Origin of the sequence: Kitasatospora sp. NPDC087315, from assembly GCF_044744345.1 — a bacterium.
Taxonomy (GTDB): domain Bacteria; phylum Actinomycetota; class Actinomycetes; order Streptomycetales; family Streptomycetaceae; genus Kitasatospora.
The window spans coordinates 164,014-171,366 of record NZ_JBIUYD010000021.1 but is presented as its reverse complement, the minus strand read 5'-3'; the positions used below and the strand labels follow the sequence as shown (position 1 = coordinate 171,366).

Annotated in this window: 10 protein-coding genes; 2 read left to right on the top strand and 8 right to left on the bottom strand. The window is 68.8% G+C overall.

Annotated features, from left to right (window positions below; all coding sequences use genetic code 11):
* Nucleotides 1–143: 143 nt before the first annotated feature.
* The 5 genes from ACIO5D_RS28095 to ACIO5D_RS28075 form a co-directional block, all read right to left on the bottom strand.
* The gene (locus ACIO5D_RS28095; protein ID WP_400798287.1) at nucleotides 144–995 is read right to left on the bottom strand and encodes a hypothetical protein; all 852 of its coding nucleotides are present in this window, start codon (nucleotides 993–995) and stop codon (nucleotides 144–146) included.
* A 201-nt stretch (nucleotides 996–1,196) separates the two neighbouring features.
* Nucleotides 1,197–1,349, bottom strand: coding sequence for a hypothetical protein (locus ACIO5D_RS28090; protein ID WP_400798290.1), 153 nt, complete (start codon nucleotides 1,347–1,349; stop codon nucleotides 1,197–1,199).
* A gap of 172 nt (nucleotides 1,350–1,521) precedes the next feature.
* A complete protein-coding gene (locus ACIO5D_RS28085; RefSeq protein ID WP_400798292.1) occupies nucleotides 1,522–1,935 on the bottom strand; it encodes a hypothetical protein in 414 nt (137 codons plus the stop codon).
* Nucleotides 1,936–2,668: 733 nt separating this feature from the next.
* On the bottom strand, nucleotides 2,669–3,241 hold the full coding sequence (locus tag ACIO5D_RS28080) for an ATP-binding protein (protein ID WP_400798295.1): 573 nt from the start codon (nucleotides 3,239–3,241) through the stop codon (nucleotides 2,669–2,671).
* A 357-nt stretch (nucleotides 3,242–3,598) separates the two neighbouring features.
* Nucleotides 3,599–4,804: a helix-turn-helix domain-containing protein gene (locus ACIO5D_RS28075; RefSeq protein ID WP_400798297.1), complete on the bottom strand. Its 1,206-nt coding sequence runs from the start codon at nucleotides 4,802–4,804 to the stop codon at nucleotides 3,599–3,601.
* Nucleotides 4,805–5,088: 284 nt separating this feature from the next.
* On the opposite strand from ACIO5D_RS28075, the gene ACIO5D_RS28070 reads away from it, so the two are divergent.
* Nucleotides 5,089–5,604: a hypothetical protein gene (locus tag ACIO5D_RS28070; protein ID WP_400798300.1), complete on the top strand. Its 516-nt coding sequence runs from the start codon at nucleotides 5,089–5,091 to the stop codon at nucleotides 5,602–5,604.
* A gap of 44 nt (nucleotides 5,605–5,648) precedes the next feature.
* Complete coding sequence (locus ACIO5D_RS28065) at nucleotides 5,649–5,957, top strand: hypothetical protein (protein WP_400798303.1); 309 nt, start codon at nucleotides 5,649–5,651, stop codon at nucleotides 5,955–5,957.
* A gap of 108 nt (nucleotides 5,958–6,065) precedes the next feature.
* Here the strand turns inward: ACIO5D_RS28065 and ACIO5D_RS28060 are convergent, their stop codons facing one another.
* Genes ACIO5D_RS28060 through ACIO5D_RS28050 form a run of 3 tightly spaced genes read right to left on the bottom strand, consistent with a single transcriptional unit; the run spans nucleotide 6,066 to nucleotide 7,338 of the window.
* Nucleotides 6,066–6,566: a hypothetical protein gene (locus ACIO5D_RS28060; protein ID WP_400798306.1), complete on the bottom strand. Its 501-nt coding sequence runs from the start codon at nucleotides 6,564–6,566 to the stop codon at nucleotides 6,066–6,068.
* Complete coding sequence (locus tag ACIO5D_RS28055; RefSeq protein ID WP_400798308.1) at nucleotides 6,563–7,195, bottom strand: hypothetical protein; 633 nt, start codon at nucleotides 7,193–7,195, stop codon at nucleotides 6,563–6,565. The genes ACIO5D_RS28060 and ACIO5D_RS28055 overlap by 4 nt, the downstream gene beginning before the upstream one ends.
* Complete coding sequence (locus ACIO5D_RS28050) at nucleotides 7,192–7,338, bottom strand: hypothetical protein (RefSeq protein WP_400798311.1); 147 nt, start codon at nucleotides 7,336–7,338, stop codon at nucleotides 7,192–7,194. Before ACIO5D_RS28050 ends, ACIO5D_RS28055 begins: the two co-directional genes overlap by 4 nt.
* Between the last annotated feature and the right edge of the window lie 15 nt (nucleotides 7,339–7,353).

The window sequence follows — 7,353 nt, the reverse complement described above, 5'->3', positions numbered from 1 at the left end:
CCGCACCCCCCCCCCCCCCCCGCCGGCCGCGCCGCGCCCCCGCGCGCCCCACCGGCCCGGGCGGGGGGCGCCCCCCCCCCCACCCCCACTCCGCCGGCCCCCCCCCCCCTCCAGGGGTTGGCGGCAGTTCGGGGCCGCCGTTCTCACGCTTCGTTCATTGCCGGGGCGTAGCGCTTCAGCCAGGCTGCGGGGTCGGTGATCTCGCTGACGGTGGGCAGGAGATTCTCGTCCCTGAGCAGGCGCTCGGTCACCGGGTACCCGCCGGCGTCGTGGAGGGCGCTGATGAACGCATCGCCCTGGTCGTAGATGTCGGGCCTGGAAGACCCTGCCCTGAGCTCGCGAAAGCGGTCAGTGTGGTCCGGCTCGCCGTCGATTCGGACATCGGCGGTGGCCACGCCGCACAGCTCCTTCATCGCCTGGCGCTGAACCCACTGGGCGTGGCCTTCGATGACGTGGTACGGGCTGCGGCGCTGCTCGGGCGGGAGGTTGGAGGCCTGGTCCTGGAGGCCCCACCGAAGGTGGACGTGGGGCATGCCGGGCCAGATTTTGTTCTGGGCGATGTGGGTCAGCTCGTGCACGAGCACGCCGGTCAGGTAGCGGTCGGTTGCCCGGCTCTCGGCGTACGCCTCGGGCATGATGATCATCTCCGGGTCGCCGACGGAACGGCAGACCATAGCGGCGTGGACCGTCGGCCAGGCGTCCATGGTCGTCTTCCTGTACTCCTCCCGGGCCTCCGGCACAAATGCCATGGTCTGGCTGCGTTCCTCTGAGTCGGCGGGGAAGGAGCTGGCGGCCAGCCGCACGATGCATTCACCGTGGTCGGCCATCAGGTCGATGAGCTGCTCGGTGCTGACGATACGGGCCGTCACCTGGTCGGGCAGGCTCAGTCGGGAGTGCTGCTCGGCCAGCGGCCTGGCCTTGGTCATGAGTCGGCTTATGCGATCGTAGGCGCCGCTGTCGACCTTGGCGTCGTTGTGGAGCGTGATGGTGGTCATGAACTCTGCTCTCTTGAATGGGAGTTGGCTGTTCGTCCGAGTATCGGTGGATGTCCCGCTATCGCTGAGCGATGCGGATCCACCGGCGGCAGGTTGCCGCAGATTCGGCACCACACCCGCACGGGCACCCGGCGGGCTTAACGGCGGTACAGGTAGGCTGTACTTTCCGTGTCATTTGTGTACTTTTCTCCTGTGTGGTGGTCAGGGGGCTGTGTGCAGCATGAGCAGCACTGCGATGAAGACCGCGATGCCGGCCAGCGACACCGCGTAGGCGGCGGTGAGCCGGCGGGGGTCACGCAGTCCCCGCCGGGCCTGTTCCACGGCGGAGCGGTAGTCCTCCAGGCCGTCGTCCATCACCGGTGTGTCTGGTTTCGATGGCGACGCATCCGCACCCGGGCATCGGCGGCCGCGGAGTAGTCGTACCTGGTGTTGGCGTCCCGTTCCTGCTGTGCGAGGCGTGCACACTCGATGCACCCGGGACCTGCCTTCGGTGTGCGGCTGGGGCCGGCCTTCTTCGCAGTACTCATCAGATTGGTTCCTCTGCCGGCACCATCAACCACGGTGTCACAGCCACGTGCTCGTAGCTCCGGTGGTCCTGGTGAACCTTGAGGTGCCGATACGCCCAGCGCTGCGCTTCCGCGAAGTCGTCACAGACGGGTCCCTCCTCCTCGCACGGCTGGCCGTCCTCGTACTCCCCCGCGCACCGGAACCGGTGGCGGACAGGAGGCCGGTCCGGTGCGACGTCGACCTGAAGCGTCCACTCCAGGAACCGCCACAGCCTGCGGACTCCTCGGCGTTCGGCGGGCGGGACCGGCAGGATTGCACGTCCACCCGGCGCAAGCGTGTTCAGGTCGGTCCGGGCCGTTCGTTCCGGGCTGTGGGGCGGTGAGGCCAGGACTGCCTCCCAGGGGTCGCCAGGCGAAGGTTCGTCGGAGCTCACGACGCTCTCCCTACCGTGCAGGTAATGCACTCGCAGTGCGCGAGGACCGCGCTCGTTTGCAGTGCGTTGGCCATCTTTTCAAAGTCGCCGAGCGGCCGGCTGCTCCGGTAGTCATCCAACGGCGTCCAGCCCACCAACGCTGCGCCGCTTCGTCGTTGCTCGAGGGCCGGTCTCAGCACGTCTCCGCGCGGTCGTTTCTTCGCTGCCATCACTACTCACTAACTCTGGTTGTCTGTCAGCACGTTGGTTGAATTTGTCCGCACGGATGTTGGCAGGGGATGTCTGGGCCGTTGGGGAGCTGTGTGCCAAGGGCGCTGTGTGACCGGCACCGGCGACGAAGCCGGCTGGTGCGGGGGAAAGGGGCGAGGCCACGGGTGGAGTACTCCATCGGGTCGGTCGGGGAAGGGGCGGTTTGGTGCGGGCCTGGCGAGCAACCGGGGGAGCGGTGACCAAGGGGGTTCGGTGCTCTGGCAACAGGCTCTGCCCGGGTGCCCCACACCCGGGCAGAGCCCCGTCTCCTTGGCCGTCGTTGGGCCGAGAAGAGTGCTGGCGCACTCCCGAGGGAGGGGGATGAGAGGGAGTGTGCCAGCGGTGCGGTGAACGCGGCGTCCTGGCGGTGTAGGACGTGCAGTTCACCGCCCCCGCCCTGCGACGGCGGGGGTTTGGTGCCCGGCGGCCCGGGTGGATGTCCCATGCGGGTCGCCGGGGGTCTACGGGCCGGACGGTTGGAGGCCTACGCGGCGGGTATGCGGTGGCCCAGCGTCCAGCTGCGGGGAAGGCCCCGAACCATCGGCCGGGGCCGGAGCCGGCGGGCCACTGCGTTGGCTCTGGCCGAGGCGATGAACGTTGTGACACCCTCGCCAGTCACCGTGGCCGCGTCGACTGCGGCCTGCGGTACCAGGAACGAGTCAGTGAGCTCGAACTCGGCCCAGACCCGTTTGCCAGTGTCCAGCATGTCAACGCCATGGGCATCAGCCATTTCGCTGACGAGTTGGAGGCCACGGCCGGTGGTGTCGTCATAGCCGGCTTCCCGGGCCTGCGGCCGGGTGTTGCTGGGGTCGGTGACTGCCACCCGCAGGTGTGCGGCGGTGACCGTCAACTCGACCGGCAGCAGCAGATCGGAGCGGTCCCCGCCGCACCCGTGCACGATGGCGTTGGTGGCCAGTTCAGCGAACAGCAGCTTGATGGTGAACGTGTCGTTCTCGCCCAGGTGCACGCCGATGCCGATCAGGTTCTCGGCTAGGCGGTGGCGGATGGCACCGATGGCCTGGCGCTCGGCGGCCAACGTGAAATCAGCTGAGAGCATGGCCGTTGTCCTGGTTGCTCGTGCTGAAGGCGGCATGAAGTGCCTGGTCGTCCGCGCCAAAAGGGGCCCACCCGCTGGCTGCGCTGGCCAGCCGCCAACGGCGGGTCAGGCCACTGGCGGAGTTGCGGCGGCTCGGTGGTGCGGGTTGGTGCAGGGGCGCTGATTCAGTGGCCATGTGGGCTTCCCTGACGATCGACGGCTGCTGCGGTGTTACGGCCGGGACGGGCTATGCGGTGATCGCAGCCCGTTCCGGCCACAGCGGCCAGCAGACGCTCCAGTTCCGTGGTGGCTACTGGCCCTTGGTCACTAGATTGCCGTCAGCGGAAGGCCTCGACTTTCACGAAAAGTGAAAGATCGTCATACGCCCGTTCGGACGATCCAGGCTGACAGCCGGGCTGTACGACGTGCTTCGGCTCGGGCCAGACTCGCCACGGTTTCGCGGACCAGTGGGTGCCGGGAAGCCTGGTGAGGTGCGGCCTCGTACGCCTCGTCGAGGTGGTTGAGGGCCGCGTCCGGCTTGGCGAGCCAGAGGTTGGCCCGGGCCAGGTCGATGTGGTGGTGCCCGATTCGGGTGGGGGCCCACCCGGGAGTGAAGCGGACCTGCTTCCCGGCGGAGACGGCTTGTTCGTGCTGGCCCGACTCGACGAGTGTCATCACCTTGTGCACGGCGACGTTGGTCGGGCCGAAGTGCAGGGAGAAGTCGGTGGTCTCGCCGGTGACCATGGCCACCCGCTGGGCTTCGGCCAGGTGGTGCTTCATCAAATCGAGGTCGCGGGCCCGCGCGGCCACGACGGCTGAGCCGAGATGCAGTTGCCCAGTGGCCACCAGTGCTCCGGGTGTCCGCGGGTCGGTGCCGTCGAGGTGGGCACGTCCGGAGTCCTGGAGGCGGCGGCAGGCATTCAGGTCCTTGGCCCGCAGGTAGGCGGTGACTCGCAGGTACTCGCGGGCGGCGCGCAGGCCTGGCGCCCGGTCGCCGGCATGCTGCGCTGCCCAGTCCATTCGGGCCAGTGCGGTTGCGGAGAGGTCGGCCATCCCGATGGCGATACCGACGGAGTGCCCACAGCGGTATGCCTCTGCCAGGAGTCCCCACGCCTGCCGCTGCTGCTCGCCTTTGAACTCGTGTGCTGCCGTGTGGAGTTCGGCGATAAGCCCAGGCAGGGCTTGTGACATCGGCTTGTACTTCGCGGCCTGGGCCAAAGTGTTTACGTGCCTCACGGCGGCCCGCAGCGCGCCGAGGGACCGCGGGCGAATGTGTTCCTGCGGGGGCAGGTCGAACAGGTCGAGCGCGGTGCGGATCGGGCTCATGAGCGGTAGAAGCGGGTCTGCGGCGAACATGCCGTCACTGTACGTCGGGCCTGGCTGGAGGTCGGCCGGCTCGATGCCGAGTGCCCGGGCCACCGCGTTGATGAACTCCGGGGTTGCGGGTTTGTCCCCGGAGACAACTTTGGTGAGCAGGCTGTACGAAACTCCGGCCAGCCGGGCGAGCTGAATGTGGCTGAAACCGCGTTCGTCCTCGTATGCCTTGAGGCGTTGCCCGATGCTGATGCTGCTGGGTGGTGCCATGATGTACCCCGTCCCGTGTGCGCCTTAGACCCGTGTGCACGGGACCGTACCCGTTTCCGGCTGGGTGTATGGCCCGTGCGAGAAACTGTCCCGGCGTGAAGGTGCCGCCGGGACAGTCCGGAACTGACGATCTTTCACTTTTCGTGCAACTCAGCCCACCCGTGCGACGGCATGCTGGTCCATACGAGCTGCGGACCAGTAGCCGAGGCCTGAACGGGCAGTGAGAGCCTGTGGCGGCCCGGCAGCGGCCTGCGGCTGCCGAGACCTACAGGGAAGGCACGACCGTGACCACGACCGTAGAACGGCCCGCCGGCGGCACGTCGATCGATCGGGTGAAGGACGCCCGCAGCCTGCTTACCCCCACCGAGTTCACCGACGTCCTTGCCGTCGTCATGCGCAATAACCCGGAGATGGCCCACGAGACGGCGGAGCGCGTCGTCACCCAGTCGCTGGCGTTCGTCGCCGCCTGTTCCGAGTTCCCGCAGTTGCGGCTGAAGCCCAGCAGGGTTGTGGACGAGGGCTGGCACGCGCAGATCCTGTGCACCCGGATCTACGCCCGGCTGTGCGGCACCCTCGGGCTGTTCGTTCACCACGTTCCCGAGGCCCCCGACGTCACCCGCCATGACCCGGACGCCTTGCGGCGGACCCGGCAGGCCATCACTGCCGCTGGCTACACGGTTGACGCGGAACTGTGGGGTGCACCCACGGACACTGCAATCCCCGTTGCCGCGAGCTGTGAGCACTCCGAGCCCCCGCCGGCCGGCTGCGGGTTCGACTGCTCGAACACCGGCCCCAACTAGCGATCGGTACACGCGGGTTGTGCTCAGCTGGCATGCTGGCTGCCATGGACGAGACGACCATCCCGCTGGATGCTCCCCAGTGGCTGCTCCAGCACATCGACGCCGAACGCGCCGTGGCAGCTGGTTGGGCCCATCCCTCCGAGTTGATCTCCGTGTTCCCTGCGGAGGGCAAGCAGTACAACCACGTGGTGGGCGCGTCACCCACGGACTGGGTGCACTGGGTACGTCTCCCTCGGCAGGGACCGGTACCGAAGAAGCGGCACAACCGGGCGCCGACTGCCGGGGACGGCGAGACACTCGACACGGTCGAGTACACGGGCCCCCAGCAGCGGCCGCGCCCACAGGCGGCCTGATCCCCTGACCTACGGCCTGGGTGCCCGAGAGAGCGTCTCAGGGCACCCAGGCCGCCGCTGTTGCCCGCCCTGCACTCGCCGTAGGTCGGCGCAGGACCCGGCCGCACATCACCGGTTCGTGGCCAGCAGCCGCGGGCCGACACCGAGCCAACGGGGTACGACCGGGTTGGCCGCGATGTCGTGCTGCCCCTTGTCGGTGGCCACCAGGTAGATGATCTGCCGCAGCCCGTCCCGCTCGGCCTCGGGCGCCCGTACGCCAGTGGCAACGTCGGCCTGGATCGGGCGCAGCGGGTGCGCCTGGATCCGGACCGGGCCGTTCTGGGTGTCGGTGAGATGCTGGTTGGCGATGTGGAAGTTGTCCGCGCAGTCGAGGCCGGCGGCCAGGGCGGCCTGGTCGATGCGATCGCCGAGCTCGCGGCCGCCAACGGTCCAACGGTAGAAGACGCGGGCGCCGCCGTCGGGCTGGCGGATGCTGATCCACAGGAACGTCTCGGGCTCGAAGCCGTCGGCCAGGCCGTCGACGAAGGCTTGTTCGGCCGGCCGCGGGTCGAGGTCCAGACCGAGCTGCAGCACCGTGGCTTCGAAGGTGAGATCGAGGGTGGCGGTCACCGGGTTACCTCCAACGGGTACGGGTTGAGGACGGCCTGGGCGAGCTGCTCGTTGGTGTCCAGGTCGGTGGCGGTGGCCTGGTGCGGACCGGGGACCGGGATGTCGAGGGTCAGGGCGAGGCCGTCGCGGGCGGCGTGCGCCAGCCAGCGGGTCCAGCGCCGGGGACCGTCAGTCCGGCCGAAGCTGCCGATGTTCCAGGGGTAGACGACGATGTCGCGCAGGTAGAGTTCCTGGCCGCTGTCCTGATGGGCGATCTCGATGCGGACAGTGCGGAAGTCGGTGCCGGCCAGGTTGCGGAACACGATGTCGTCCCCATCGAACTCCAGCATGCCGTAGGGCTTCGGGTCCGGCTGCGGGTTGTGCCCGGGCTCGCCGGTGACGGCGTAGAGGTAGATCCGGGAGCGCTCGCGGTCGCCGTAGAACTGGGCGTCGGTCAGGGTGCGGCCGTCGGCCAGGTGCATGGTGCTGCGTGCGATCCCGTCGATGGTGGGCGGCTGCGCGCCGAGGCGCTCGCGCAGGGCCTGTTCGGCGGCGTGTTGGGAGGGCCACCACTCCAGGTGGGTGTGGGAGTCGATCGGGTCGGTGTTGGCGGGCTGGGGCCACCAGCGGCCCCACAGGCGGGTCGTCACTGCTTCACGACCTTCCGCAGGATTGAGTCGGCCAGGGCTTCGGCGAGGTCGAGGTACGGCATTTCGGCGAGCCCTTCCTCGGTCTCGCTGTCGAGGGCTTCCAGGTCCTGGGCCAAGACCTGGACGAGGTGTTCGCGGTCCACGGTGTGTTCCTTCGG